Below are 25,988 nucleotides of genomic sequence, written 5' to 3'. Positions count from 1 at the left end.
CCCTGCCGCGCCGCGGCCTGCTGGTGATCCTCTCCTCGCCCTCCGGGGCGGGCAAGTCGACCCTGTCGCGCCGGCTGCTGGCCGACGACCCGCAGGTGAGCTTCTCGGTCTCCGCCACCACCCGCAGCCCGCGCGCGGGCGAGGTGGACGGGCGCGAGTACCATTTCCGCAGCGTCGAGACCTTCCGCACCATGATCGACGAGGGCGGGCTGCTGGAATGGGCCGAGGTGTTCGGCAATTACTACGGCACCCCCCGCGCCCCGGTGGAGGCCGCCATCGACGCCGGCCGCGACGTGCTCTTCGACGTGGACTGGCAGGGCGGCCAGCAGATCCGCAACTCGCCGCTCAAGGATGCCGCGATCTCGATCTTCATCCTGCCGCCCTCCATCGCCGACCTGGAAAGCCGCCTGCGCGGCCGCGGCCAGGACAGCGAGGAGGTGATCGCCGGGCGCATGTCACGCTCGCGCGACGAGATAAGCCACTGGGCGGAATACGATTACGTGCTGGTGAACGACGATCTCGACCGCTGCGAGGCCGAGCTGCGCGCCATCCTCACCGCCGAGCGCCTGCGCCGCGACCGGCAGCCGGGGCTGATGGGGCGGGTGCAGCGGCTCAACGCCGAATTCGAAGGGAGGACACGCGCATGAACGGCTTGCACAGGCTCGACGGCATCTCGCCCGACCTGCCCGAGGACGGCGATTACTGGATCGCCCCCGGCGCGCATCTCATCGGCAAGGTCACGCTGATGTCGGGCGCGAGCGTGTGGTTCAACGCCGTGCTGCGCGGCGACAACGAGCGCATCACCGTGGGCCCGGGCTCCAACGTGCAGGACGGCGCGGTGCTGCACACCGACATGGGCTGCCCGCTCGACATCGGCGCCAATGTCACCATCGGGCACAAGGCGCTGCTGCACGGCTGCACCATCGGCGAGGGCTCGCTGATCGGCATGAACGCCACGGTGATGAACAACGCCCGCATCGGCCGCGGCGTGCTGATCGGCGCCGGCGCCATGGTGACCGAGGGCAAGGAGATCCCCGACGGCTCCCTCGTGCTCGGCGCGCCGGGCAAGGTGGTGCGCAGCCTCGACGAGGCCGCCCGCGAGGGGCTGCTCGCCTCCGCCCGCGGCTACCAGGCCAACATGCGCCGCTACCGCGCCGGCCTCGCCCCGCAGGTCTGACCCGCCCCGCTCGCTCGCCCCGGCACGAGCCTCGCCCGCAAGCGCGGGGCGAGCCCGGCGGCCTCCGTGTGCCCTCTCCGGGCCTGCAGGGCGCAGTACGCGGCCGGGCCTCCCCGGCGCTGATCCACTTCACGCAACCGGGGCGCGGACCGGCCCCGCGCTCCTGCAACGCAGCCGCGTGCCTCCCGGGACGCGGGCCAGCCCCGCGCCACCGCAGCATGGTCCCGGGACGCGGGTCAGCCCGGCAGCTCCCCCGGAGCGTGCGGATCGACAGGGCGCCCGGTGGCGCGGGGCCGGCCCGCTGCCCGAGGCGCGCGGATGGTCCCGCCGCCGGGTGCCGATCGATCCGGTGTCGCGCCGGCTTCCCCGCGCCGGGGGTCACATCAGGCCGGAGAGCACGATGGCGAAGCCGCCTTCGCCCTCGGAGAGGGTCGGGGTGAGGGTTTCCTCGGCCGCGAAGGCGCGCAGCAGCAGGAAATGCACCTGGGCCGAGCTGCATTCCGCGAAGGGTTCGCCCTGGCACAGGTGCGCCCATGGCCCCGGCTCGAAGCGCGTGCGCCGGCCTTCCGCGTAGAGACGGATGGCGCCCTCGTCCACCTCCACGTGCACGGTGCCGCCGAGCGGCAGGGCGGATTCGGCGCAGAGCACCATGAGGAACATCAGCCGTGCCTCGCGTCGCCTCAGCGCGGTGGCCTCCCATTCGACGTTGATGCGCCCGCCGGCATACATGCCCGACAGCCCCTGGGCGAGGCCGCGGGCGTCGAGCACCTCCTCGCCCGCCGCACCGAAGGCCACCCGGAAGAAGCGCAGTTTCGCGCTCGCCGTATCGGCGCTTTCGGCCAGCAGCGCGAGCTCGGGCGAAGGCGGAATGAGCGACTGCAACAGCTCCAGCCCGTTGCCCACGGCGCCGATCGGGCTTATCAGGTCATGACAGACGCGGGAGGAGACCAGGGTCGCCAGGGCAATCGGATCCTTCGCGGGCGTATCGCTCATCCGCTGGCCCCGCTTCCCGCCGGACCCGCCAACCGGAGTGACGCCATGAACGAATTTCTCGAGCCGGGCGCGATCGTCCGAAACCCCGAGGCCCCGGAATGGGGCCGCGGACAGGTGCAGTCCATCATCCATGACCGCATCACGGTGAACTTCGAAAACGCCGGAAAGGTGGTCATCGATGGCACCCGCATCGCCCTCGAGGTGGAGAGCCCGGATCCCTACTGACCCCGGCCGCAGCTTCCTGTGTGCGCGCTCAAGGTTAAGCCGGGGTTAATCCCAGATCAATCCTCCGGCGCGCGGCCCCGCCGGAGCGCCCCCTGTGCCGCCTCGCGGCGCTGCCGGAAGCGGTTGCGTCCGCCTGCACGGTTCCTTAGGTTGCGGCTCGCTTCCGTCGGGCAGGGCCGGCGCTGGAAACGGGGCAGGCAGGAAACGGGGTAGGCCAGAAACGGGGTAGAATGCGTCGGGACCAGAACACCTTCACGATCAGGATCGCGTCCTCGCCCGAGGACGTGGCGGCCGCCCAGCGGCTGCGCTACCGTGTCTTCGTCGAGGAGATGGGGGCCCATGCCAGCCCCGAGGACGCGGCGCTGCGCCTGGAGCGTGATGCGTTCGACGCCTATTTCGACCACCTGATCCTGATCGACGAGGCCGCCCGCCCGGAAGACCCGCTCGACCGCGTGGTGGGCGCCTACCGGCTGATGCGCTCCGACGTGGCGCGCAGCGGCCCGGGCTTCTACGGCCAGTCCGAGTACGACCTGAGCCTGCTTCTCGACGGCCCGCGCGCCTCGGTGGAGCTGGGCCGCTCCTGCGTCCACCCCGATTACCGCGGCGGCCTTGCCATGCACCTGCTCTGGTCGGCGGTGGGCGAATACGTGATCCGCAACGATGTCGAGATCCTGTTCGGCGTGGCGAGCTTCCACGGCGCCGACCCCGAGCCGCTCGCCGAGCCGCTGTCCATGCTCTGGCAGAACCACCTCGCCCCGCCGGACCTGCGCGTGCGCACCCTGCCGGAGCATTACGTGGAGATGAACCGCATCCCGCGCGAGCGCATCGACCACAAGCGCGCCATGCTCGCCGTGCCCTCGCTCATCAAGGCCTACCTGCGGCTGGGCGGCTTCGTGGGCGATGGCGCCTATTGCGACCACGCGTTCAACACCGTGGATGTCTGCCTGGTGATGGACACCGGGCGCATGCAGGCCCGCTACCGCGACTACTACGGCCGAACCGAAGGAATCCTCGAATGACATGGAAGGCCGAGGCGCCGCCGGTCTACCCCTCCGCGAGCGTGCCGGGGCGGGTCACGGGGGCGTTGCGCCTCGTCGCCCTGGCGCTGGTCACGCTGGTGCTGTTCCTCGCCTACCTCGCCGCGCGCGGGCTCAGCCGGATCGCCGGCGGCGCCGGCCACCGCGCGGTGCGGGTGCTCTGGGCGCGCACCGCGCTGTGGCTCTGCGGGCTGCGGCTGGTGGTGAGCGGGGCGCGCATGCCGCATGGCGGGGCACTGGTGGCCAACCATTCGAGCTGGATCGACATCTTCACCCTGATGGCGGCGGCGCCGGTGAACTTCGTCTCCAAGTCCGAGGTGCGCAGCTGGCCCGGCATCGGCTGGCTCGCGGCCGCCACCGGCACGCTGTTCATCGAGCGCCGCCAGTCCGCCGCCCGGCGCCAGACCGAGGAGATGCGCGCCCGCATCACCTCCGGCCAGCTCCTGTGCTTCTTCCCCGAGGGCACCAGCACCGACGGGTTGCGGGTGCTGCCGTTCAAGAGCTCGCTCTTCGCCGTCTTCCTCGACCCGCTGCTGCAGGACGCGGTCTGGGTGCAGCCGGTCTCGGTGATCTACCAGCCCGCGCCCGGCGCGCCGGCGATGCTCTACGGCTGGTGGGGCGACATGGATTTCGGCCGCCACATGTGGGACATCATGTGCCTCTCGCACGGCGGGCGGGTGCAGGTGGTGTTCCACCCGCCGCACCGCGCCGCCGATTTCACCGACCGCAAGGCCCTTGCCCGCATCTGCGGCGAGCAGGTCTCCGAGGGCATGGCCCGCGCCCGCGCCGACCTGCCCCCCGCCGTCGAGGCCTGAGCCCCCCGGCCGGCCGCGCTTCCGCCCATCGTGCCGCCCGCCACGCCGCCGCATCGGTGGCGCTGGGCGGCAGTTGGCGTCGGGGGAGCGGATGTCATGCAAGGCGCCCCGGCTGTCTCCCGGCGCCGCGCCATGCTTCGGGCGCCAACGCGGTGCCGGATCCGGTGACGGTGACGGTGACGGGCAAGCGGTGCGGGGCCTGGCGATGGCGGGTGCCGTACGGCGTTCCGTGACTGCCGGCTGCGGCGTCGGCCCCTCGACCACCCGCGCCCTGTGCCATCCTTCGATTGCCGACGCTGCGCCGGATCGCGTGACTGCGGGGGCCGTGCCGGGCCTCGCGGTGGCTGGTGCCGTACGGCGCTCCGTCCCTGCGAGTGCGGCGCCGGCCCCTCGCCCGCCCGCGCCGTGCGCGGCCCATCGGCTGCCGACGCTGCGCCGGATTCCGTGATTGCAGCAGCCGTGCTGGGACTGGTGGTTGCTGGTGCCGTGGGAGGCGCCCCGGCGGCGGGTGCCGGGCGCGCCCGCCTGGCTGGCCCTGCGAGGCACGGTTCCCGCCTGGCCACCGCGGCTGTCTCCCGGCGCTGGATCGGCGGTGCTGCGTTCGTGCGGGACCCGCCGCGTGGCCGTCGCGCGCGGGCGGGGCCGCGACGGCCCGAAGGGGGCTCGATGCCCCCGAGGGACGTGTTTCCCCCCGCGTGGCAGGCGGTGTGCTGCCGGGCTCAGGCCGCGGGCAGGTTCAGCGCGCGGATGGCGGCGACCGGCCCGTCCGGATGGGCCCAGATCTCCGCCCCGAGGGCGTAGAAATCGGCGGCGAAGCCCAGCTCGGCCACCAGCTCGGGGGTGATGCCGCCCTCGGCCACCGAGGGGGTCTCGATCATCTCCGACCACCAGCGGATCAGGTCCGGGTCGGCGAGCTTGCCGGCGCCGAGGCTGCCCTGGTCGCCGAAGGGCCCGAAGGAGACGTAATCCGCGCCGATCTCCGCCGCGGTCATGCCGGCATGGCGCGAGCTGCCGCACCAGGCGCCGATGATCCGGTCCGGGCCGAGCACCTTGCGCACGTCGCGCACCGAGCGCGAGGCGTCCATCAGGTGCACGCCGTCGAGGCCCAGCGGCTCCACCAGCCGGAAATGCGTCTCGATGGTTACCGCCACGTCACGGGCATGGGCGAGCTCGCGCAGCGTGTCGGCGGCGCGGCGGATCTCGTCCTCGTCGGTCTCGGCGAGGGAGATGCGCAGGCAGGCGATCTCGACACGGTCCAGCACCTCGGCGAGGCGCGGCGAGAAACTGCCGAGCTCGATCCGCGGCGGGGTGACGAGGTAGATCTGCGGCGGTGCTGGCGGGTCTTCGACGTCGGACATGGGGCGTGGCTCCGGGATGGGCTTCGGGTCGGGGTGATAGCGCGGCCGGGCGGAATGCTCAATCCCCGCGGCAGGCCGGGGGCTCATGGCCGCGGCGCGCGACAGGGCAGGCTGGCCGGACGGCCCCACGCCGGGCCACCTCCGGGAGTGCGCGGCCCGGCCCGGGCGCGTCGCCCGCTCACTCCGGGCTGCGGCCCGGCGGCACCCAGCCCGGCGGCGCGAGGTCGAAGCCGGCGAAGTCGAAGCCCGGCGAGACGATGCAGCTCACCAGCACCCAGCCGCCCAGCGGCACCGCCGCCTGCCAGGCGCCGGCGGGCACGATGAGCTGCGGGGCCTCGCCGGCCGCGAGGTCGGGGCCCAGGACATGGTCCGTGTCGTCGATGGAGAGGGTGAGCGGGTGGCCGGCATGCCAGAGCCAGATCTCCGTCGCGTCCACCCGGTGCCAGTGCGAGCGCTGGTCGGCCTCGAGCAGGAAGTGGATCGCGGTGCCGGAGGGGCGCACGCCCTCGGGGGCCACGGCGCGCCAGGTCTCCCGATACCAGCCGCCTTCCGGGTGCGGCTCGAGCCCGAGGCTGCGGATGATGTCGCCTGCGTCCTGCATGGTGGTGCTCCCTGTCTTCGCGGCACGAGCTGCGCCGGGGGCCCCGCGCTCCGGCCGGGCCGCGACGGCCCGAAGGGGGCTCGATGCCCCCGAGGGACGTTTTTCCCCCGCGCCGTGCCCGGAGGGATGCGGAGGCCCGTTCCGGGCCGTTCCCCTGGTGTCGGAAGGCGGGCGGGGCCCGCCTTCCTCCGGTGCGCAGCCGGGGCCGCGCAGCGTCTTGCGGCCGCGCGGGCCCGCCCCGCTCAGGCGCGGCTTCAGCCGCGCAGGATCGAGCGGCCGGCGTAGATCGCCGCCGTGCCCAGCTCTTCCTCGATGCGGATCAGCTGGTTGTACTTCGCCAGCCGGTCGGAGCGCGACAGCGAGCCGGTCTTGATCTGGCCGCAGTTGGTCGCCACCGCGAGATCAGCGATGGTCGCGTCCTCGGTCTCGCCCGAGCGGTGCGACATCACCGAGGTGTAGCGCGCGCGGTGCGCCATCTCGACCGCTTCCAGCGTCTCGGTGAGCGAGCCGATCTGGTTGACCTTCACCAGGATCGAGTTGCCCACGCCCTGCCTGATGCCGTCCGCGAGGCGCTTCGAGTTGGTCACGAACAGGTCGTCGCCGACGAGCTGGCAGCGGTTGCCGATCTTGTCGGTGAGCAGCTTCCAGCCGGCCCAGTCATCCTCGGACATGCCGTCCTCGATGGAGATGATCGGGTAGGTGTCGACCAGGTTGGCGAGGTAGGCGGCGTTCTCCTCCGCCGACATCACCTTGCCCTCGCCCTTCATGTCGTACTTGCCGCTCCGGTAGTACTCGGTCGCGGCGCAGTCGAGGGCGAGGTAGACCTCCTCGCCGGGCTTGTAGCCGGCCTTCTCCACCGACTTCATGATGAAGTCGAGCGCCTCGGCGGCCGAGGAGAGGTTCGGCGCGAAGCCGCCCTCGTCGCCGATGCCGGTGTTGTGGCCGGCGGCGGAGAGCTCCTTCTTGAGGGTGTGGAAGATCTCCGAGCCCATGCGGATCGCGTCGCGCATGGTCTCTGCCGCCACGGGCATGATCATGAATTCCTGGATGTCGATCGGGTTGTCCGCGTGCTCGCCGCCGTTGATGATGTTCATCATCGGCACCGGCAGGGTGCGCGCCGAGGGGCCGCCCACGTAGCGGTAGAGCGGCAGGCCCACGGTCTCGGCCGCGGCCTTGGCGGCAGCGAGCGACACGCCGAGGATGGCGTTGGCGCCCAGCCGGCCCTTGTTCTCGGTGCCGTCGAGGTCGATCATCACCTGGTCGAGCTCGGTCTGCAGGGTGACATCCATGCCGATCAGCGCCTCGGCGATCTCGCCGTTCACCGCCGCGACCGCCCTGGTCACGCCCTTGCCGAGGAAGCGGGACTTGTCGCCGTCGCGCAGCTCGACCGCCTCATGCGCGCCGGTGGAGGCGCCGGAGGGCACCGCGGCGCGGCCGAGGGAGCCGTCCTCGAGCAGGATGTCGACCTCGACCGTCGGGTTGCCCCGGCTGTCGAGGATCTCGCGGCCGGTGATGTCGATGATTGCCGTCATGTAGTGTCCTTCCCAGGCGTTTTGAGCGGGACGCCGAACAGTTCCAGCCGGTGCCCGCGGAGATCGTATCCGAGCCGTTCCGCCACGCGTTTCTGAAGCGCCTCGATTTCCTCGTCCACGAATTCGATCACCTCGCCGGTGGAGATGTCGATCAGGTGGTCGTGGTGGTCGCGCTCGGCATCCTCGTAGCGGGCCCGGCCGTCGCCGAACTCCAGCTTGTCGAGAATGCTGGCCTCCTCGAAGAGCTTCACCGTGCGATAGACGGTGGCAAGGGAGATGTTGGCGTCGATGTCCGACGCCCGGCGGTAGAGTTCCTCGACGTCCGGATGGTCCTGTGCCGCCTCGAGCACCTGCGCGATCACCCGGCGCTGCCCTGTCATGCGCAGGCCGATGCTCTCGCACCGCTCGATGATGTTGCGACCGGCCATCCCCGTCTCCGCCTGTTCCGGACCTCTGGTACCCCAAAGGCGGCGCGTGGAAAAGCCCCCGCGGACCGGGGAGGGGCCGCGGGCCGGGCGGAGGTGGCACGGGCGTCCTGCCGGAAGGCTCGGCGGCGGATCATGCCGGCGGTGCCGCGGGCCGGGCCCGGGTGGCGCCGGTGCGGGGGAGGGGCATCCTGCCGGGCGGTCAGGGTACGGCGGGGGCCATGCCGGGCGGCGTATCGGGCCGGGATATGGGCGCAGGCGGGGCCCGGAGGCGGCTGGCGCCGGGGGCAGGGCGAAGGCCGGGATCCCGCGGTGACCGTCTCGCCTGCGTGCGGGGGGGTGGCCCGGGCGCCGGCGCAGCGCGGCCCTGACGGGCGCTCCGCGCGGTGCGGGAACGGCTCTGGCGCGGTGCCGCCCCCCTCGGGAGGGGAGGCGGCGGGGAGAGGGCCGCCCCGGGGCCGGGGCGGCGGGTGTCACTCGTCGTAGCCGGTGCGCTCGACGATGCGCAGGGCCTCGGCGCGGTGGGAGGCCACCTCGGTGAGGGGGATCGAGTCGGGCTCGAACTCGCCCCAGGCCGCCACGGTCTCGGAGAACTCCACGCCCTCTTTCAGCGGGAACTCGTAGTTGAGCTCGGCGTAGAGGTGCTGGGCCTCCTCGGTGGTGAGGAATTCCATCAGCTTCAGCGCGTTGTCGCGGTTGGGCGCCGCGGCGGTCATCGCCACGCCGGAGACGTTCATGTGGGCGCCGCCGCCCTCGAACACCGGGTAGACCACGTTCACCGACGCGGCCCATTCCTTCTGCTCCTCGTCGTTGAGCATCAGGCCCATGTAATAGGTGTTGCCGAGCGCGATGTCGCATTCGCCGGCCCAGATCGCCTTCACCTGGGCGCGGTCGTTGCCCTGCGGCTTGCGGGCGAGGTTGGCCTTCAGCCCCTGCACCCATTCCTCGGCCGCCTCCGCCCCGTGATGGGCGACATAGGCCGAGATCAGCGCGATGTTGTAGTTGTGCATGCCCGAGCGGGTGCAGAGCCTGCCCTGCCATTTCGGGTCGGCGAGGTCCTCGTAGCTGGTGACCGCGCCCTCTTCCACGCGCTCCTTGGAGGCATAGACCACGCGCGAGCGGGCGGTGAGGCCGAACCACTGGTTGCCCTCGTCGCGGAACGCGGCGGGGATGTTGGCGGCGATGACCTCGCTCTCGACGGGCTGGGTGACCCCGGCCTCGACCACGGCGGAGAGGTTGGCGATGTCCACCGTCAGCACCAGGTCGGCGGGGGTGCGGTCGCCCTCGGCGCGCAGGCGCTCGATCAGGCCCTTGTCGATGAAGACGACATTCACCGCGATGCCGGTTTCCTCGGTGAAGCGCTCGAAGAGCGGGTCGATGAGGCTGGGTTCGCGGGTGGAGTAGACGTTGACCTCCTGCGCGAGGGCAGGAAAGGCCGCAAGCGTGAGGCCGGCGGCAAGGGCGAGGCGTTTCATGAGCGGGTCCTCCCGGATGACTCGTTATTTCGTACCCCGCATTAGGCCAGCGCCGCGCGCCCGGTCAATGCCTGATCAAAACACTCGGGGAGGATGGCGGGAAGGGGCGGGCCCGGGGCCACGGGCCGATCGCGCCATGTATCGACCGCCTAGCGTGCTTGCGCGGCGGGAAGCACGCCTCACGCGCGGCCGGTGTCGCTGCGGGCGCGGTCTTCTGCCGCGGGCTGCGCGCCGGCCTTCGCGGCCTTCTCCTCGGCCTTGATCGCATCCCAGTGCGCGTCCATCGCGGCGAGCCCGGCCTCGGCCGGGGTGCGGCCCTCGGCGGCGAGCCTCTGCTCCACACCGCGGAAGCGCCGCTCGAACTTCGCGTTCACCCGGCGCATGGCGGCCTCGGGGTCGAGCCCGAGGTGGCGGCCGAGATTGGCCATCACGAAGAGCAGGTCGCCGTATTCCTCCTCGCGGTCGGCGGCACTGTCGGCCTCGGCGAGCTCGCGCGCTTCCTCGACGATCTTGTCGAGCACATGCGAGGCGTCGGGCCAGTCGAACCCCACGCGGGCGGCGCGGTTCTGCAGTTTCACCGCGCGGGTGAGCCCGGGCAGGGTGACCGCCACGCCGTCGAGCGCGCTCGGCGCCCGGGCGGGCTTGCCCGCGCGCTCGGCGGCCTTGATGCGCTCCCAGTCCGCGGTCTGCTGCTCGGGCGTGCGCGCGCCCGCGGCATCGCCGAAGACATGCGGGTGGCGGCGGACCATCTTGTCGGAGACCGCGCGCACCACGTCCTCGAAGGTGAAGCTGCCCTCCTCCTCGGCCATGCGGGCGTGGTAGACGGTCTGCAGCAGCAGGTCGCCGAGCTCGGAGCACAGCTCCGCCCGGTCACCGCTCTCGATCGCCTCGGCCACCTCGTAGGCCTCCTCCACCGTGTAGGGCGCGATGGAGCGGAAATCCTGCTCGAGGTCCCAGGGGCAGCCGTCCTCGGGGTCGCGCAGGCGGCGCATGATCTCCAGCAGCCGCGGCAGGCCGGCGGCCGTGTCATGCACCAGCGCCTCGGAGGCGGCGCGGGCAAGCGGGGGCCGGGGCTGGGAATTTCGGACGGTCATGGGGCGCTCTCCTCCGGGCTGCGGGCCCGCCCTTGATGGGCGGGATCCGGGCCGGGATCAAGGGGGGCGCTTGGCGATTGACGCACTGCGGCGGGGCGGCTTTGATGTGTCACCAACTTCAGGAGAGGTCCATGCCCGTCATCAACCGCATCGCAGAGTTCCACCCCGAGATCACCGAGTGGCGACGCCACCTGCACGCGAACCCGGAACTGCTGTTCGACACCCACAAGACCTCGGCCTTCGTGGCGCAGAAGCTGCGCGAGTTCGGCTGCGACGAGGTGGTGGAGGGCATCGGGCGCACCGGCGTGGTGGGGCTGATCCGCGGCAAGGCGAGCGGCTCGGGCAAGGTGATCGGCATGCGCGCCGACATGGACGCCCTGCCCATCACCGAGCGGCGCACGGACGTGCCGCACAAGTCGACCAACCCCGGGGTGATGCATGCCTGCGGCCACGACGGCCACACCGCCATGCTGCTGGGCGCTGCCAAGTACATGGCCGAGACGCGGAATTTCGACGGTGCGGTTGCCGTGATCTTCCAGCCGGCCGAGGAGGGCGGCGGCGGCGGCAAGGAGATGGTCGACGACGGCATGATGGAGCGCTTCGGCATCAACGAGGTCTACGGCATGCACAACTGGCCGGGCTTCCCGGAGGGCTCGTTCTGGACCCGGCCCGGCCCGGTGATGGCGGCGGCCGACCAGTTCGATTTCAGGATCGTCGGCAAGGGGGCGCATGCCGCAAAGCCGCACGAGGGGCGCGACCCGATCCAGTGCGCGGTGCAGATGGTCTCGGCCTTCCAGACCATCGTCTCGCGCAACCTCGACCCGCTGGAGAGCCTGGTGATCTCGGTGACCAAGTTCATCGGCGGCACGGCGCATAACGTGATCCCGGGCGACGTGACCATCTCCGGCACGGTGCGCACCCTCACCGACGAGGTGCGCGAGCTGGCCGAGCAGCGCATGCGCGGCGTGGCGCTGGGCATCGCCGCGGCGCATGACTGCGAGGTGGAGATCGACTACCGCCGCGGCTACCCGGTGGTGGTGAACCACGAGGCCGAGACCGAGTTCGCCGCCTCGGTGGCGCGCACGGTGGTGGGCGAGGACAAGGTGCGCACCGACGCGACCCCGGTGATGGGCGGCGAGGATTTCGCCTACATGCTCGAGGCGCGGCCGGGCAACTTCGTGTTCATCGGCCAGGGCGACACGGCGGGCGTGCATCACCCGGACTATGATTTCAACGACGACATCATCCCCCTCGGCGCCACCTACTGGGCGAAGCTGGCCGAAACCGCGATGCCGGCCGGCTGAGGGACGCCCCCCCCGGCGCGGGGGCTGGGGAGGCCTCCCGCCCCTCCGTTGACACCCGCGCTGAGCGCGGCCGTCGCCTCCGCGTTGGGCCGTGCCGGCCCGCGGTGCGGGCCGGCGGCCCCGGCTCGCCCGACCGGGGGTGAGGGGGTGGCCGAGCGGCAGCGGGACACCGGGCGCGCAGCAGCTGAGCACAGTGCTGAGGGCCGCGTCCGACCCTGGGTGGGCGCGGACCACGCCTTTGGTCGGCGGTTTATCCCGAAAGCTCCGGACGAGGGTTGTGCGGCAAGCAGCATCGCCATCGCGCCCTCCCGGGGGGAGGGTCGGGCGCGGCCTGGGCTGGTCGCCCGGGCGGAAGGGGTGGGGCTGTCGTTGCTTTGTCTGAAAGGAGGGGCCGGGACGCATGTTCAGCAGGCAGCAGGCAGCAGGCAGCAGGCGTGCCGGGCGGTGACCGACTGTCGCGGCGTGTCACCGCTGTTCAATCTTCGGTGACATGAGGCATGGGTGCGGGCGCCGGATGCGCAGCATCCGGCCCGGCCCAAGGACACGGACACCGACAGGTGGCCGTGTCGCAGGAGGGCTCCGCCCGGGATCCTGCCCGCCCGACGGTCGTGCTGCTCCGTCCCGCGCCCTGCGGTCGGCATCGCCCTCGCCGAGGCGGTGAGGGCAGGGTCATGGTGCGAGCCCCCCCTTATGCCGGGCATGTTCTCCGCGACCGACGGGCACGCATCCTGCGTGCGTTCCGCAGTGCTGTGGGCTCCCGAGCGCGGGCGCCGGGTGCGCAGCACCCGGCCCGGCCCAAAGGGGCGGTCACCGACAGGTGGGCGCATCGCGGGAGAGCCCCGGCCGCAGGTCTTCGGCGGGCGGGGGCGCTCCCGTCCTCCGTCGACCCGCCCTTCGGGCGCGTCTCCTGCGGTTTGGGCCGGGCCGCGCGTGCCGCGCGGCGGGGGGCGCTTCGGGGGGAGCCTCGTTCGGCTCAGAGATCGCGCCAGGCGGGGAGGGTGTCGATTGCGGTGGCCTCATAGACGCCTCGGGCGATGGCGCGGGAGAGGCAGGTCGCGGCCATGGTGCCGAGGATGTAGAGCGTCTCGGCGTCGGTGCCCGGTTCGCGGCCGGTGGAGAGGGCGAAGACCGTGTCGCCGTCGAAGGGCGTGTGCGCCGGGTGCAGCGCGCGGGAGAGCCCGTCCTGCGCCATGATCGCGAGGCGGCGGGCCTGCGGCTTGGTGAGGGCGGCGTCGGTGGCCACGGCGGCGATGGTGGTGTTCGCGCCGGGCACCGGGCGCTTGGAGGGGATGGCCGTGGGCCGGGGCGCGCGGGGCGGCATGGGGATGCCGCCGAATTCGGCCCCGATCTCCCAGGGGGCGGCGAGGAAGGCCTTCGTGCCGGGGATCAGGGCGGAGCCGAGGGCGTTCACCGCCACGACCGCGCCCACGGTGAGCGGGGCCGCGCCCTCGCGCTCCCAGACCAGCGAGGCGGAGCCGAGACCGCCCTTCAGCCCGGCCGTGGCGGCGCCGAAGCCCGCGCCGACGGTGCCGAGGGCGAAGGCGCCGGGGCCCGCCGCCGCCGCCGCCGCCCGGCCGAGACTGCGGTAGGGCAGGGCCTCGCCCGCCCCCGAGGGGTCGCGCCGGCGGGGCAGGTCGAAGAGGATGGCCGAGGGCACGATGGGCACGAGGGAGCCCGCCACCGCGAGGCCGCGGCCCGCGTCGCGCAGCCATTCCATCGTGCCCGACGCCGCCTCCAGCCCCCAGGCGGAGCCGCCGGAGAGCACCACCGCGTCGGCGAGCTCGTTCAGCGCGTCGGCCTCGATGGCGGAGATCTCGCGCGTGCCGGGGCCGCCGCCGCGCACGTCCGCCGCCGCCACGGCCCGCCTGTCCGGCAGGATCACCGTGGTGCCGGTGCCGTACTCCGGCGCCTCGGCATTGCCGAGCGCGATGCCGGGCACGTCGGTGATCAGGTTCAGCGGGCCGGGGCGCATGGGCTCAGTAGCCGGCCGAGCGGTCGACGAGATGCAGGAGCGGCTCGCCCGCCTCGGCGCGGCGCATGTTCTCGGCCACCACGTGTGCCGCGGTCTCGGGCCGGGTGGCGGAGGCGATGTGCGGGGTCACCGTCACGCCCTTCGCGGCCCAGAACGGGTGCTCGGGCGGCAGCGGCTCCTGGCGGAACACGTCGAGCGTGGCGTGGCCGAGGGCGCCGGAGGCGAGCGCCGCGAGCAGGGCGTCATCGTCGATCAGCGGGCCGCGGCCGGGGTTCACGATGCAGGCGCCCTTCGGCAGGGTGGCGAGGCGCTTCGCGTCGAGCAGGTTCTCGGTCGACGGGGTGAGGGGCAGCAGCAGCACGAGGATTTCGGCGCGGGCCAGCGCCTCCTCCAGCCCGTCGTCGCCGGAGAGGCAGGTGACACCGTCGAGCGTCTTGGGGCGGCGGCTCCAGCCCACCACGTCGAAGTTGAGCGCCGCGAGCGCCCGGGCGCAGGCGCCGCCGAGCTGGCCGAGCCCGAGCACCGACACCTTGCGGTGGCGGGCCAGCGGCGGCACCACGGCGTTGCGCCACGTGCCGTCCTGGCCGTGGATATGCGCGTCCATCCCGAGGTGGTGGCGCAGCACGTGGCCGGTGACGAACTCCACCATGCCCTCGACGAGGCCGGGGTCGACCATGCGGGTGAGCGGCATGGTGAGCGTGGGGTTGCCGACGATCTTCTCGACCCCCGCCCAGAGGCTGAACACCGCCTTCACGCCCGGCACGGTGGAGAAATCCGACAGCGCGCCGCCGGGGGCGTAGATGACGTAGTCATAGGCGCCGCCATCGGCCTCGGGGGCGAGCTCGACCTCGAGCCCGGCCGCCTCGAAGGCGGAGGCGAGGTGGGGCGACCATTCGGGCCAGTAGCGCTGCGGGGCGGCGAGAAGTGCACGGATCACGGGAGGTCCTTGAAGCTTGGGAGGAGGGGATGTCAGCGCGGCTTGTGGACATGCGCCGACTGCAGGAGCCCGAAGGCCCCCATCAGCACCAGCATGGCCGAGCCGCCGTAGGAGACGAGGGGCAGCGGCACGCCGACCACCGGCGCCAGCCCCATCACCATCGCCATGTTGATGGCGAAGTAGAGGAAGAAGGTGGCGGTGATGCCGCCGGTGAGCAGCGAGCCGAACCGGTCGCGGTTGGTGAGGGCGGAGAGGGTGCCGAGCGCGATCAGCAGGGTGTAGAGCCCGAGCAGCGAGACCGAGCCCACGAAGCCGAACTCCTCCGACAGGGTGGTGAAGATGAAGTCGGTGTGCTTCTCGGGCAGGAAGTTCAGCCGGCTCTGGGTGCCCTGCATGAAGCCCCGGCCGGTGAGCCCGCCCGAGCCCATGGCGATGGTGGACTGGGTGATGTGGTAGCCGGCACCCAGCGGGTCGGACGAGGGGTCGAGGAAGGTGGAGATGCGGCGGAACTGGTAGTCCTTCAGCAGCTGCCACTCGGTGCCCTGGCTGGTCATCACGGTGAAGACCACGGCGCAGGCGCCGAGGGCGGCGGTGCCGAAGTACCACAGGCTGACGCCCGCGAGGAACATCACCACCGCCGCGCCGATGCCCAGCAGCAGAGCGGTGCCGAGGTCGGGCTGCATCAGCACCAGCCCCATGGGCAGGAGCGTGAGGATGATCGGCGGGATCACCCAGAGCGGGCGGGATACCTTCTCGGGGTCGAGCCAGTCGTAGTAGCGGGCCAGCACCATCACGAGGGCGATCTTCATCACCTCCGAGGGCTGGAGCTGGAAGAAGCCGAGGTTGATCCAGCGCTGGGCACCCATGCCGACATGGCCGATGAATTCCACCGCCACCAGCAGCGCGAGCGAGCCGAGATAGGCCGGTATCGCCATGCTGCGCCAGAAGCGGATGTGGACCATCGCGATGACCAGCATCAGCGTGAACCCGGCGCCGAAGCGCATCATCTGGCGCTGGGACCAGGGCTCGAGCGAGCCGCCGGCCACCGAGAACAGCATCAGGAAGCCCACGCCCGCCACCGCGGCCAGCAACACCGCGATGCCCCAGTGGAAGTAGAGGATCTTGGCCGGCCCGGAGGGGATGCGGCTGCCCGGTGGTGGCACGAAGCTCATCGCGTGTCGCCCTCCTCAGGCCCGGTCCTGCGCGGGGGCGCGCGCCTGCGGCGCCTCCGGCTCCAGCGCGCGGCGCTGCTCGATCTCCTCGCGGTCGGAGGCGGGGTAGGCGCTGAGCGGCGGCGGGCCCTTGTAGAGCGCCTGCAGCAGCAGGTCGCGGCAGATCGGGGCGGCCACGGAGGAGCCGCCGCCGCCGTGCTCCACGATCACCGACACCGCGTAGCGCGGCGCCTTCACCGGGGCATAGGCCACGAAGAGCGCGTGGTCGCGCCGGTTCCAGGGCAGGTCCTCGTTGCGGAACACGCCCATGCGGCGCTCCTCGGCGGTGATCTGGCGCACCTGGCTGGTGCCGGACTTGCCGGCCATGGCCATCGCGTCGTCGACGATGCGCGAGCCCCAGCCGGTGCCGTGGCGCTCGTTCACCACGCCGTTCATGCCGCCGCGCACCGCGGCGAGGTGGCGGGGGTCGATGCCGAGATCGGGCGCCTCCTCGGGCGGGATGAGCTTGCTGTCCACGCCGCGGATCAGCCGGGGCACCACGGCGCGGCCGGTGGCCACGCGCGCGCTCATCACCGCGAGCTGCAGGGGCGTGGCGAGCACGTAGCCCTGGCCGATGCCGGCGTTGATCGAATCGCCCACCAGCCAGGCCTGGTTCTGGGTGCGCTGCTTCCACTCCCGCGTGGGGGTGAGCCCCTCGGAGATCGCCGGCAGCGGCAGCTCGTGGCGCACGCCGATGCCCAGCCGGTTGGCCATGTGGGAGATCTTGTCGATGCCCACGCGCCGGGCCATCTCGTAGAAATAGACGTCGCAGGAATGCTTCAGCCCGTCATGCATGTTCATATGGCCGTGCCCGCCGCGGCGCCAGCAGTGGAAGCGGCGGTTGCCCACCTCCATGTAGCCCGGGCAGTAGACCGTCTCGTTCGGATTGGTCACGCCGTCGGCGAGGGCGGCGAGCGCCACGGTCATCTTGAAGGTCGAGCCCGGCGGATAGGCGCCGGAGACCGACTTGTTGGAGAGCGGGCGGTAGGGGTCGTTCAGCAGCCCGCTCCAGTTGGCCGAGGAGATGCCGAAGACGAAGAGGTTGGGGTCGAAGCCCGGCGCCGAGGCCATGGCCATCAGATCGCCCGTCTGCACGTCGATCACCACGGCCGCGGCGCTCTGGCCGGCGAGGCGCTGCAGGGCGAAGTTCTGCAGGCCGAGGTCGATGGTGAGCTGGAGGTTGGCGCCGGCGGTGCCCTCGGTGCGGTCGAGCTCGCGCATCACCCGGCCCACCGAGTTCACCTCGATGCGGCTCAGGCCGGCATGGCCGCGCAGCTGGCCCTCGTCGAGCTTCTCCACCCCGGTCTTGCCGATCTGGAACCGCGGGATCTGCAGCAGCGGGTCGGGGTCTTCCTGCTCCTGCAGGTCGCGCTCGGAGACCGGGCCCACGTAGCCCACCAGGTGCGAGGTCGCCTCGCGCTCCGGGTAGAAGCGCGACAGGCCCACCTCGGGGATGATGCCGGGCAGGGCGGGGCTGTTGGCCGAGACCCGGGCGAACTCGGCGTAGTTGAGGTGCTCGGCCACGGTCACGGGCACGAAGGCGCTCTTCTGGCGCGCCTCCTTGAGCACCCTTGCGCGCTGGGCCTCGGGGATGTCGATGAGCCGGGAGAGGCGGTCGAGCGCCTCCTCGGGGTCGCCGGCCTGCTCGCGGATCATCACGATGCGGTAGTTCTGCCGGTTGACCGCCAGCGCGCGGCCCTCGCGGTCGAAGATCAGGCCGCGGGCGGGGGGGATGAGCCGCATGTTGATGCGGTTTTCCTCGGCCAGCAGGCGGTAGCGCTCGGAGTTCTCCACCTGGAGCTGGCGCATGCGCCAGCCCAGCACGCCCACCACGCCGAGCTGGCCGCCCAGCAGCAGCAGCCCGCGGCGCGAGATGCGCGGGCCGTCCTTCTTCTGGAACTGCAGGCGGCTCATGCGAGGCTCCTCTCTGCCGAAGCCCGGCCGCGCGGGCCGGTGAGCGGGCGCAGCGCGAAAGCGACGAGCGGGTAGAGCAGCACGGTGCCGGCGGCATGCTGCCACAACAGGCCGAAGGCCGGGCGCGGCGAGAAGGTGAGCCAGAGCGCCACGCACTGGAAGGCGAGCAGCCCGATGAACAGCCCGCCCGCCACCAGCCATTCCATCATGAAGGGCCCGCGCACCAGCCCCTCGGACATGCGGCGCAGCAGCTCGCCCGCCCCGATCAGCCCCAGCACGCCGATGCCCAGCGGCCCGCCGCGCAGCAGGTCCGCCGCGAGGCCGATGGCGAAGACCAGCAGCAGCGGCGCCGCCTCCGGCCGGCGGATGAGCCAGACCGCGATCGGCAGGTAGACGAGGTCGGGCATCGGCATGTCGGTGGCCGAGAGCCCCACCGGCGCGAGCGAGATCAGGAGCCCCAGCGCCGAGACCAGCGGCAGCGCCACCATGCCTGCCCAGGTGCGCGTGCTCTCCCGGCTGCTCATTGCGTCACGTCCTGCGAGAGGTCGGGCAGCTCGGGCAGGGCGATGGGCCCGCCGGGCAGGATCAGCCCGCCCGGGCCCTCGATGCGCGGCGGCGGCGCGAAGCGCAGCACGCGCAGGAACTCGAGCCGCCGGTAATCCGCCGCGAGGCGCACGCGCACGGTGCCGTTCTGCAGGGTCACCACCTGGCCCACCAGCAGGTCGGGCGGGAAGATGCCGCCGTCGCCCGAGGTCACCACCCGGTCACCGGGGCTGATCTGGTCAACCGATTCGAGGAAGTCGAGCCGCGGGGCGTCGGTGTTGTCGCCCGAGATGATGGCGCGCCGGCCGGAGGGTTTCACGATCACCGGCACGCGGGAGTTCGCGTCGGTGAGGAAGATCACCCGCGCCGTGTCGCGCCCCACGCCCGACACCCGGCCGACGAGGCCCAGCCCGTCCACCGCGGCGGAGCCGTCCTCCACGCCGTCGCGCTCGCCGATGTTCAGGAGGGCGGACTGCAGGAAGGGCCCCCCCGAATCCGCCACCACCTCGCCGGTGACGAAGGCGAGCCGGGGCGAGAGGTGGACGTTGTTGAGCGCGCGCAGCCGGGCGTTCTCCTGCTCGAGCTGCACGGCGGCCTCGCGCCAGCCGCGCAGGCGCTGCAGCTCGCGGCGCAGCTCCTCGTTCTGCTCGTAGACGCGGGAGTAGGACTGGAAGTCCTCCGCCATGCGCACCAGCCCCGCGAAGGGGGTGGAGGACCATTCGATGGAGGGGGCGACGGTGTCGATCAGCGCCATGCGCAGCCGCTCCACGCGCGGGCTGTCGATGCGCCAGAGCGCGAAGAGCGCCACGCAGACGGCGGCCAGCACCGCCAGCAGGATCTGGCGGAAGGTGCGCCCGAAGCTGGGTACGGTTTCGCGGTTTGAGGCCAATCCGGTCCCCTTGCCCGTTCCGTCAGGCGTGCGCCGGGCGGCTGCCCGCCGGGCTTACACGCCGTAATCGATAACGTGCACCAGTTGTTTCTCGAATTCCAGCGCCTTGCCGGTGCCGAGCGCCACGCAGTCGAGCGCCGCATCGGCCACGGTGATGGCGAGGCCGGTCTGCTCGCGCAGCGCCATGTCGAGGTCGCCGAGCAGCGCGCCGCCGCCGGTGAGCATCACGCCGCGGTCGACGATGTCGGCCGCGAGGTCCGGGGGCGTGGCCTCCAGCGCCGTCATCACCGCTTCGCAGATCTGCTGCACGGTCTCCGACAGCGCCTCGGCGATCTGCACCTGGGTGATCTCGGTTTCCTTCGGCACGCCGTTGAGCAGGTCGCGGCCGCGGATCTCCATCGTCAGGCCCCGGCCGTCCTCCGGCATGCGGGCGGTGCCGATGGAGGTCTTGATTCGCTCCGCGGTCGACTCGCCCACCAGGATGTTGTGCTGCCGGCGCAGGTAGCTGATGATCGCCTCGTCCATCCGGTCACCGCCCACGCGCACCGAGCGGGCATAGACGATGTCGCCCAGCGAGAGCACCGCCACCTCGGTGGTGCCGCCGCCGATGTCGACCACCATCGAGCCGGTGGGATCGGTGATCGGCATGCCCGCACCGATGGCCGCGGCGATGGGCTCGGCGATCAGCCCCGCCTTGCGCGCCCCGGCCGAGAGCACGCTCTCGCGGATGGCCCGCTTCTCCACCGGGGTGGCGCCATGCGGCACGCAGACGATCACCTTGGGCTTGGAGAAGGTGCCCGCCTTGCGGACCTTCCTGATGAAATGCTTGATCATTTCCTCGGCCACGTCGAAATCGGCGATCACGCCGTCGCGCATGGGCCGGATCGCCTCGATGGAGCCGGGGGTGCGGCCGAGCATGAGCTTCGCGTCCTCGCCCACGGCGAGCACTTCCTTGCGGCCGCCGCGCACGTGGTAGGCCACGACGGAGGGCTCGTTCAGCACGATGCCCTTGCCCTTCACGTAGATCAGTGTGTTCGCTGTCCCGAGGTCGATCGCCATATCAGACGAGAATACACCCGATAGTCCAAACATCGCTTCCCCGGTTTCCTTGAGTTCTGCCGATACGCCTCTAAGCGGCCGCGTGCCGCGGCTTCTCGCGCGCACCCTTATAGGAGGGGTGACGGAGTGGCGTAAAGGGCGATTCCGGACCGGATGCGCCGCACCTGCGACAAAATGGCGGGCGGTGCGCCCGGGGCGGCGCAAGGGCCGCGGCGGGACCGGCGAAACCCCGCCGAAGGCCGGCGGATGCTTGCCCGCGCCCCTCCCCGGCAGGCCCCGGCATGGCAGGAGCCGGCCCGCCCGGGGGCGAGGCGGCGCGGGAAGCGGGGCGGACCCGCGCCGGCCCGCGCGATATCCGGGCCGCGGCCCGTTCAGGTCCGGGTGCGCTCAGCGCGCCGCGCCCGGACACGAAAACGGGGCGGCCCGGAGGCCACCCCGCGAAAACGCGCCCCGGGCCTGCCCCGGGGCCTCGCGGCCTCCGCTCAGGCGCTCATGGCCTGGGGCGCGGATTTCTTGCGCCGCACGATGAGCTTGTTGAGCGCGTTCACATAGGCCTTGGTGGAGGCGACCACGGTGTCGGTGTCGGCGGACTGGCCGGAGGCGATCTTGCCGTCCTCCTCCAGCCGCACGGTCACGGTGGCCTGGGCGTCGGTGCCCTCGGTGACGGCATGCACCTGGTAGAGCTGCAGCGTCGCGCCCGTGTGCGGCACCAGTGCCTTCACCGCGTTGAACGCGGCGTCGACCGGGCCGTCGCCGGTGGCATGGGTCTCGTGGTCGGTGCCGTCGATCTCCAGCACGAGGTCGGCGGTCTGGGGCCCCTCGGTGCCGCAGACCACGCGCAGGGACTTCACCCGGATGCGCTCGTTGGCCGCCGAGGAGGCCTCCACCTCCATCAGCGCCACCAGGTCCTCGTCGTAGACCTCCTTCTTGCGGTCGGCCAGCGCCTTGAAGCGCACGAACACGTCCGAGAGCTGGTTGTCACCCAGCTCGTAGCCCAGCTCCTTGAGCTTGTTCTTCAGCGCGTGCCGGCCCGAGTGCTTGCCCAGCACCAGCGCGGTGGCGTTCAGCCCCACGTCGGCCGGGCGCATGATCTCGAAGGTGCCGGCGTGTTTCAGCATGCCGTCCTGGTGGATGCCGCTCTCGTGGGCGAAGGCGTTCTTGCCCACGATCGCCTTGTTGAACTGCACCGGGAAACCGGCGGCGGAGGCGACCATGCGGCTCGCCTGCATCAGCCGGGTGCTGTCGACGCCGGTGTTGTAGGGCATGATGTCGTTGCGCACGCGCAGCGCCATCACCACCTCTTCCAGCGCCGTGTTGCCGGCGCGCTCGCCCAGGCCGTTGATGGTGCACTCGATCTGCCGGGCACCGGCCTCCACCGCGGCCAGCGCGTTGGCCGTCGCCATGCCGAGGTCGTTGTGGCAGTGGGTGGCGATCACGCATTTGTCGAGGCCGGGCACCCGCTCGAGCAGCATGCGGATGATCTGCGCGCTCTCGCCCGGCGCGGTGTAGCCCACGGTGTCGGGGATGTTGATGGTGGTCGCACCGGCCTTCACCGCGGTCTCGATCGACTGGCAGAGGAAGTCCTCTTCCGTGCGGGTCGCGTCCATGGGCGACCACTGGATGTCCTCGCACAGGTTGCGCGCGTGGGAGACGGTGGCGGCGATCTTCTCCAGCACCTGTTCCTTGCTCATCGAGAGCTGGTGCTCGCGGTGCAGGGGCGAGGTGCCGATGAAGGTGTGGATACGCGGGCGCTTCGCGTGGCGCACGGCCTCCCAGCAGCGGTCGATGTCGCCGATGGAGGCGCGGGCGAGGCCGCAGATCACCGAGCGCTTGGCCAGCCGCGCGATGTCGGAGACCGCCTCGAAATCGCCCTCGGAGGCGATGGGGAAGCCGGCCTCGATGATGTCGACGCCCATTTCGTCGAGCAACTCGGCGATGGCGAGCTTCTCCTCGTGGGTCATCGACGCGCCGGGCGACTGTTCGCCGTCACGCAGGGTGGTGTCGAAGATCAGGACGCGGTCCTGCTTGGAAGGGGTGGTGCTGGTCATCTGGAGATGGTCCTTAGGTCCGGGTGGTGCGGCGCGATCCGGATACCCCTGAGCGCGCGCGCCGACGTCCCGGCACGCTCAGGGGCGGCTAAGGAGGAGAAGGGCAGCAAGCGGGAGGGCGCAGGATGCACCGCAGGCCGTCAGAATGCTGTTCCGATCATGTCTCATGGGCGGCAAGTATAGCGCCTCTCCCGCCGATTGAAAGCCGGAATCTCCGAAAGTTTCGGCTCAGGGCAGCGCCGGCGTGCCGCCATGCGCCGCGCGGTCGGCGAGCAGGGCGCGCGCGGCCACGGCGGGCAGCAGCGGCCTTGCCTGCTCCAGCGTCATGCCGGGGGCGAGCGCGGGGTCGTAGAGCATGCGCAGCTGCACCTCCTGCGCGCGGGAGGGGGGCGTGTCGAGGGAGAAGTCCTCCGCCCCGTCCACGAAGCTCGCGCTGGGGCGCAGCGCGAGGAGCATGCCGAGGCGGAAGCAGTTCGCCCGCCGCTCGGCACCGAGCGCGCCGGAGACGACCACGGCCGCCCCCGCGATCACCCCGGGCCGGGAGGTGTCGAAGACGAGGTTTGCAAAGCAGCTCAGCGCGTCCGGCGCCTCGCCCTCGCGGCGCAGCGCCGCCATGCCGGGGCCGAAGAGCCGCTCGGCCATGCGGGCCACGGTCTCGGGCGGGGTGATGATCATGCGGATCTCGGCGGGCGGGCCGTCAGCGGTGCCGGGCGCGAGCCCGGTCATCGGCAGGTAATGCGCGCCCGCCTCGGCGAGGGCGGCCACGTCTTCGGGCAGGGGCATCTCGGGGCCGGTGAGGTCGAGCACGAAGGCCTCCGGGCGCCGTTCCCAGCGGGTGACGACCGGGGCCTTGCGCGCCGCCTCCGGCTGGTCGGTGAGGAAGACCCCACGCTCGAAGGCCTCCTCCGGCGTGGCGGGCGGGGCGGACTGCGCGGCCTCCGCCGCATCCGTGCCCGGCGCGCTGCGCACGATGAGCGCATCCGAGCGTTCGGGCCCGTTCGGGTCGGTGCAGGCGGCGAGCGCGAGGGCAAGGGCGAGGCCGGGGAGCAGGTGGGGCAGCGAGAGGGGCATGAGGCGCAGTCTTTCAGATGGTCAGTACAGGCGGGGGTCGGCGACCGCGATGTCGAGGGCCCGCTTCCCGGCCGTGATCAAGGCGGCGCGTCGGGCTTCGGGGGTGCGCGCGGCGCGCAGCGCGGGGTCATGGTTCATGATGAGCGACGTGGTGTCCAGTATCGCGAAGTCCCGGTTCGGGCTCACGCCGATCATGCCGCCGGCCCGTGCGGCCCGGCCGTCGAGCGCGCTCAGCAGGGCGAGGTCGAGGCAATTGTCGCGCTGGGGCTGGCGCAGGGCGTCGGAGACCCAGACCTCGGCGCCGGTGAGCACGGCGGGATCCGCCCCCCCCTGAGCCCCGGCCTGCGCCCCGGCGAAGCAGCCGAGCGAGAGGGCGCGGGCGCCCGGGTGCTCGGTTGCCGGGTCCGGGGCGGGCACGGCGGCGAGCCTGCGGGCCAGTTCCCCGGGCGGCAGGATGAGCACCCGCAGGGCTGCGGGCGGGCTGGCCGGGGTGTCGAGCCCGGCCGCGTCGAGGAAGGCATCGGCGCGCCAGGTGAGGCGGGCGAGGTCCTGCGGGCGGGGGCCGGCGGGCGAGATCACCTGCAGCACCGGCCGCCCGGCCCAGTACATGTCCGCCGGGCCGGCGGCCGCCGCCGCCGCGAGTGTGGCAGCGAGCGGCGGGCCTGCGGGAAGCGTGTCGGAGACCGTGGGCCCGGCCCAGTCCATCGCTGGCGGGGTTGCGGCGGTGTGCGTCAGCGTGGCGGTCAGCATGCGGGCGCCGTCGAAGACGGCCACCTTCGGCCCGGTGGCGGGCGGGGCGCCGGCGCAGGCGGCGAGCAGCGGCACGATGGCGAGGAGGCGCAGGCGCATGGCGGGGGTCCTCAGGGCTGGTAGGGGGCGGCCGCGTCGGCGGCAAGGGCGCGGTCGGCCACGGCGGGCAGCAGCGGGCGCACCTCCTCCGCACTCATGCCGGGGGTGAGCGCGGGGTCGTAGAGCATGCGCAGCAGCAGCGCGTCATGCCGGGTGAGCAGGGCGAACTCCTCGTCGTCGTTGAACAGCGAGGGGCGCACGTCGTCGTCATCGTTGTAGAGGCCCATGGCCTGGGTGAGCTCCTCGTGGATGCACGAGAGCCGCATCAGGTCGCGCGTCTCCGACTTCATGATCATCAGCACGTTCTTCAGCTCGTGCGTCTCGTCATCGGCGACGGGCCAGAAGAAGCAGATCTCCTCGGCCGGCGTGTCGCGGATGCCGATGGAGACGCGGTTGTCCGAGCCGTCCTCCGAGCTGCGCAGCGCATCGGCCAACGCGGCCCGGCTCTCGTCATGGTAGAACAACACGATCATGTCGCCCGGCTCCAGCCCCTCGGGGCCCGAGCCGGTGACGGTGATCGGCACGCCGCTGAGCCTGGTGAGGCGGGCGGTGAAGTCGCGCGTCCAGCGCATGGTCTCCTCGATCTCGGGGCGCTCGGCATCGTGGTCGAAGATCAGCCGCACCCGTACCGGCTGCTCCCAGCGCTCGAGCGGCGTGGGCACGGGGCCGATGTCGTTGCCCTCGTCGTCGGTGCCGTGCTCGTAGTAGAGGGCGATGGTCTCGAAGTCGCGCACCAGCATGTCGCGGGTCACCGGCGCATCGGTGGGGTCGTAGTCGGTGCGCATGCGGTTGGTGGAGGAGAGCAGGTTTCCCAGCTCGCGGTACTGCGTCTCCAGCGGGCGTTCGCAGCCGGAGAGGACGAGCAGGCAGGCAGCGGCAAGAACAACAGATTTCACGGCAATGAACCCGGGCAGAAAGAGCGTGGGCCGACACTCAGTCGGCCGAGGGAATGGCCGCGGCCCCGGAAGCGAGGGCGCGGTCGGCGGCAGCGGGCAGGAACGGGCGCACCGCGGATGCGGGCTGCCCCGGATGGAGATGCGTATCGTATAGCATGGCGAGCAGAGCCGCGTCATGCCGCGTGAGCAGGGCGAATTCCTGGTCGTCGTTGAAGAGCGAGGGACGCACGCCGGGGCCGTCGTTGAACAGGCCGAGCGCCTGGGTGACCTCCTCGTGGATGCAGGCGAGGCGCACGAGGCCGGCGGTCTCGGCGGCGATCACCACCAGCGCGGCCGAGATCCGCCCCTCCCCGGTGAGCACCGGCCAGAACAGGCAGGGCGAGGGCGGCGGGTCGGCGCGCAGGGCCGGCACCAGCCGGCCGCCCTCGCCGAGACGGGGGGCGAGACGGTCGGCCAGCGCCCGGCGGGCGGGGGCGTCGGCGAAGCGCACCTGCAGCGTGCCCGGCGCGGGCGGGCCCGGGGCATCCCGCGCCGCCGTGACGGTGATGGCGCGGCCCGTGGCG

At 72.2% G+C, this 25,988-nt stretch carries 25 protein-coding genes; 6 read left to right on the top strand and 19 right to left on the bottom strand.

Annotated elements, in window-relative coordinates; all coding sequences use genetic code 11:
- The first annotated feature begins 2 nt into the window (after window positions 1-2).
- Together gmk and D3P35_RS13860 are read left to right on the top strand one after the other, a co-directional pair.
- Complete coding sequence (gene gmk, locus D3P35_RS13865) at window positions 3-647, top strand: guanylate kinase (RefSeq protein WP_198670622.1); 645 nt, start codon at window positions 3-5, stop codon at window positions 645-647.
- On the top strand, window positions 644-1,177 hold the full coding sequence (locus D3P35_RS13860; RefSeq protein WP_118135336.1) for a gamma carbonic anhydrase family protein: 534 nt from the start codon (window positions 644-646) through the stop codon (window positions 1,175-1,177). The genes gmk and D3P35_RS13860 overlap by 4 nt, the downstream gene beginning before the upstream one ends.
- A 378-nt stretch (window positions 1,178-1,555) precedes the next feature.
- Here D3P35_RS13860 and D3P35_RS13855 read toward each other — a convergent pair whose 3' ends face one another.
- Entirely contained in the window at window positions 1,556-2,170 is a 615-nt protein-coding gene (locus D3P35_RS13855; RefSeq protein ID WP_157982147.1) for a histidine phosphotransferase family protein, read from the bottom strand.
- Between the two features lie 45 nt (window positions 2,171-2,215).
- Here D3P35_RS13855 and D3P35_RS13850 point away from each other — a divergent pair, with 45 nt between their 5' ends.
- From D3P35_RS13850 to D3P35_RS13840, 3 genes are all read left to right on the top strand, one after another.
- The gene (locus D3P35_RS13850; protein ID WP_118135334.1) at window positions 2,216-2,395 is read left to right on the top strand and encodes a DUF3553 domain-containing protein; all 180 of its coding nucleotides are present in this window, start codon (window positions 2,216-2,218) and stop codon (window positions 2,393-2,395) included.
- 230 nt (window positions 2,396-2,625) lie between these two features.
- Entirely contained in the window at window positions 2,626-3,414 is a 789-nt protein-coding gene (locus tag D3P35_RS13845; RefSeq protein ID WP_118135333.1) for a GNAT family N-acetyltransferase, read from the top strand.
- A complete protein-coding gene (locus tag D3P35_RS13840; protein WP_118135332.1) occupies window positions 3,411-4,247 on the top strand; it encodes a 1-acyl-sn-glycerol-3-phosphate acyltransferase in 837 nt (278 codons plus the stop codon). Before D3P35_RS13845 ends, D3P35_RS13840 begins: the two co-directional genes overlap by 4 nt.
- 719 nt (window positions 4,248-4,966) lie before the next feature.
- On the opposite strand, the gene D3P35_RS13835 is transcribed toward D3P35_RS13840, so the two are convergent.
- From D3P35_RS13835 to mazG, 6 genes are all read right to left on the bottom strand, one after another.
- Window positions 4,967-5,605 carry a thiamine phosphate synthase gene (locus D3P35_RS13835; protein WP_118135331.1) on the bottom strand — a complete coding sequence of 213 codons (639 nt, stop codon included), beginning with the start codon at window positions 5,603-5,605 and terminating at the stop codon, window positions 4,967-4,969.
- Window positions 5,606-5,783: 178 nt separating this feature from the next.
- Entirely contained in the window at window positions 5,784-6,206 is a 423-nt protein-coding gene (locus D3P35_RS13830) for a cupin domain-containing protein (RefSeq protein WP_118135330.1), read from the bottom strand.
- Window positions 6,207-6,460: 254 nt separating this feature from the next.
- The gene (gene eno / locus D3P35_RS13825; protein WP_118135329.1) at window positions 6,461-7,738 is read right to left on the bottom strand and encodes a phosphopyruvate hydratase; all 1,278 of its coding nucleotides are present in this window, start codon (window positions 7,736-7,738) and stop codon (window positions 6,461-6,463) included.
- Window positions 7,735-8,166 carry a Fur family transcriptional regulator gene (locus D3P35_RS13820; RefSeq protein ID WP_118135328.1) on the bottom strand — a complete coding sequence of 144 codons (432 nt, stop codon included), beginning with the start codon at window positions 8,164-8,166 and terminating at the stop codon, window positions 7,735-7,737. Before D3P35_RS13820 ends, eno begins: the two co-directional genes overlap by 4 nt.
- 470 nt (window positions 8,167-8,636) lie before the next feature.
- Window positions 8,637-9,638: a Fe(3+) ABC transporter substrate-binding protein gene (locus D3P35_RS13815; protein ID WP_118135327.1), complete on the bottom strand. Its 1,002-nt coding sequence runs from the start codon at window positions 9,636-9,638 to the stop codon at window positions 8,637-8,639.
- Window positions 9,639-9,817: 179 nt separating this feature from the next.
- Window positions 9,818-10,732 carry a nucleoside triphosphate pyrophosphohydrolase gene (gene mazG, locus D3P35_RS13810; RefSeq protein ID WP_118135326.1) on the bottom strand — a complete coding sequence of 305 codons (915 nt, stop codon included), beginning with the start codon at window positions 10,730-10,732 and terminating at the stop codon, window positions 9,818-9,820.
- Window positions 10,733-10,863: 131 nt separating this feature from the next.
- On the opposite strand from mazG, the gene D3P35_RS13805 reads away from it, so the two are divergent.
- Window positions 10,864-12,036 (top strand): M20 aminoacylase family protein, encoded by a 1,173-nt coding sequence (locus D3P35_RS13805; protein ID WP_118135325.1) that lies wholly within the window; start codon window positions 10,864-10,866, stop codon window positions 12,034-12,036.
- Between the two features lie 973 nt (window positions 12,037-13,009).
- Here D3P35_RS13805 and D3P35_RS13800 read toward each other — a convergent pair.
- From D3P35_RS13800 to D3P35_RS13745, 12 genes are all read right to left on the bottom strand, one after another.
- Window positions 13,010-14,008, bottom strand: a complete 999-nt coding sequence (locus tag D3P35_RS13800) for a P1 family peptidase (RefSeq protein WP_118135324.1) — start codon at window positions 14,006-14,008, stop codon at window positions 13,010-13,012.
- A gap of 4 nt (window positions 14,009-14,012) precedes the next feature.
- Entirely contained in the window at window positions 14,013-14,945 is a 933-nt protein-coding gene (locus D3P35_RS13795; RefSeq protein WP_118135323.1) for a glyoxylate/hydroxypyruvate reductase A, read from the bottom strand.
- Window positions 14,946-14,977: 32 nt separating this feature from the next.
- Window positions 14,978-16,117: a rod shape-determining protein RodA gene (gene rodA, locus D3P35_RS13790; protein ID WP_118135322.1), complete on the bottom strand. Its 1,140-nt coding sequence runs from the start codon at window positions 16,115-16,117 to the stop codon at window positions 14,978-14,980.
- Between the two features lie 15 nt (window positions 16,118-16,132).
- On the bottom strand, window positions 16,133-18,070 hold the full coding sequence (mrdA, locus tag D3P35_RS13785) for a penicillin-binding protein 2 (protein ID WP_118135321.1): 1,938 nt from the start codon (window positions 18,068-18,070) through the stop codon (window positions 16,133-16,135).
- Window positions 18,067-18,594 (bottom strand): rod shape-determining protein MreD, encoded by a 528-nt coding sequence (gene mreD / locus D3P35_RS13780; protein ID WP_118135320.1) that lies wholly within the window; start codon window positions 18,592-18,594, stop codon window positions 18,067-18,069. Before mreD ends, mrdA begins: the two co-directional genes overlap by 4 nt.
- Window positions 18,591-19,502: a rod shape-determining protein MreC gene (gene mreC / locus D3P35_RS13775; RefSeq protein WP_118135319.1), complete on the bottom strand. Its 912-nt coding sequence runs from the start codon at window positions 19,500-19,502 to the stop codon at window positions 18,591-18,593. The genes mreD and mreC overlap by 4 nt, the downstream gene beginning before the upstream one ends.
- Window positions 19,503-19,556: 54 nt before the next feature.
- Window positions 19,557-20,594: a rod shape-determining protein gene (locus D3P35_RS13770; RefSeq protein ID WP_118135318.1), complete on the bottom strand. Its 1,038-nt coding sequence runs from the start codon at window positions 20,592-20,594 to the stop codon at window positions 19,557-19,559.
- A gap of 449 nt (window positions 20,595-21,043) precedes the next feature.
- A complete protein-coding gene (locus D3P35_RS13765; RefSeq protein WP_118135317.1) occupies window positions 21,044-22,609 on the bottom strand; it encodes a 2-isopropylmalate synthase in 1,566 nt (521 codons plus the stop codon).
- Between the two features lie 228 nt (window positions 22,610-22,837).
- Entirely contained in the window at window positions 22,838-23,680 is an 843-nt protein-coding gene (locus D3P35_RS13760; RefSeq protein ID WP_118135316.1) for a hypothetical protein, read from the bottom strand.
- A 21-nt stretch (window positions 23,681-23,701) separates the two neighbouring features.
- Window positions 23,702-24,529: a hypothetical protein gene (locus tag D3P35_RS13755; RefSeq protein ID WP_118135315.1), complete on the bottom strand. Its 828-nt coding sequence runs from the start codon at window positions 24,527-24,529 to the stop codon at window positions 23,702-23,704.
- Window positions 24,530-24,540: 11 nt separating this feature from the next.
- Window positions 24,541-25,425: a DUF2927 domain-containing protein gene (locus D3P35_RS13750; protein ID WP_157982146.1), complete on the bottom strand. Its 885-nt coding sequence runs from the start codon at window positions 25,423-25,425 to the stop codon at window positions 24,541-24,543.
- A 37-nt stretch (window positions 25,426-25,462) separates the two neighbouring features.
- Window positions 25,463-25,988 (bottom strand): DUF2927 domain-containing protein (locus D3P35_RS13745; RefSeq protein WP_118135313.1); only part of this gene is annotated, 526 nt, incomplete at its 5' end.

The organism is Oceanicella sp. SM1341 (assembly GCF_003448965.1).
Lineage (GTDB): Bacteria > Pseudomonadota > Alphaproteobacteria > Rhodobacterales > Rhodobacteraceae > Paroceanicella.
Note: the sequence above shows the minus strand (reverse complement) of the source record. Positions and strands in the feature narration are given on the sequence as shown.